General features: G+C 44.1%; 1 rRNA gene. It reads left to right on the forward strand.

The features are described from left to right. Positions 1 to 152 precede the first annotated feature (152 nt). A 5S ribosomal RNA gene (rrf, locus tag KNP62_RS15525) occupies positions 153 to 238 on the forward strand; the annotation flags it as partial.

Raw genomic sequence — 238 nt, forward strand, 5'->3', positions numbered from 1 at the left:
GAAGCGTGGTGACACGTGGAGCTGAATGATACTAATCGGTCGAGGCTTTGATCTAGTCTAACGGTTTGTGTTGATGAATCCTCAGTTTTGAGAGAATGATCTCTTAAAAAACATGTTGACATTATGTTAAGATAATGTTAATATAATATTTGTCTGGTGGCGATAGCGAGACGGCCACACCCGTTCCCATGCCGAACACGGAAGTTAAGCGTCTCAGCGCCGAAAGTAGTTGGGGGAT

Source organism: Exiguobacterium sp. s183, assembly GCF_018617655.1.
Classification (GTDB): domain Bacteria; phylum Bacillota; class Bacilli; order Exiguobacteriales; family Exiguobacteriaceae; genus Exiguobacterium; species Exiguobacterium aestuarii_A.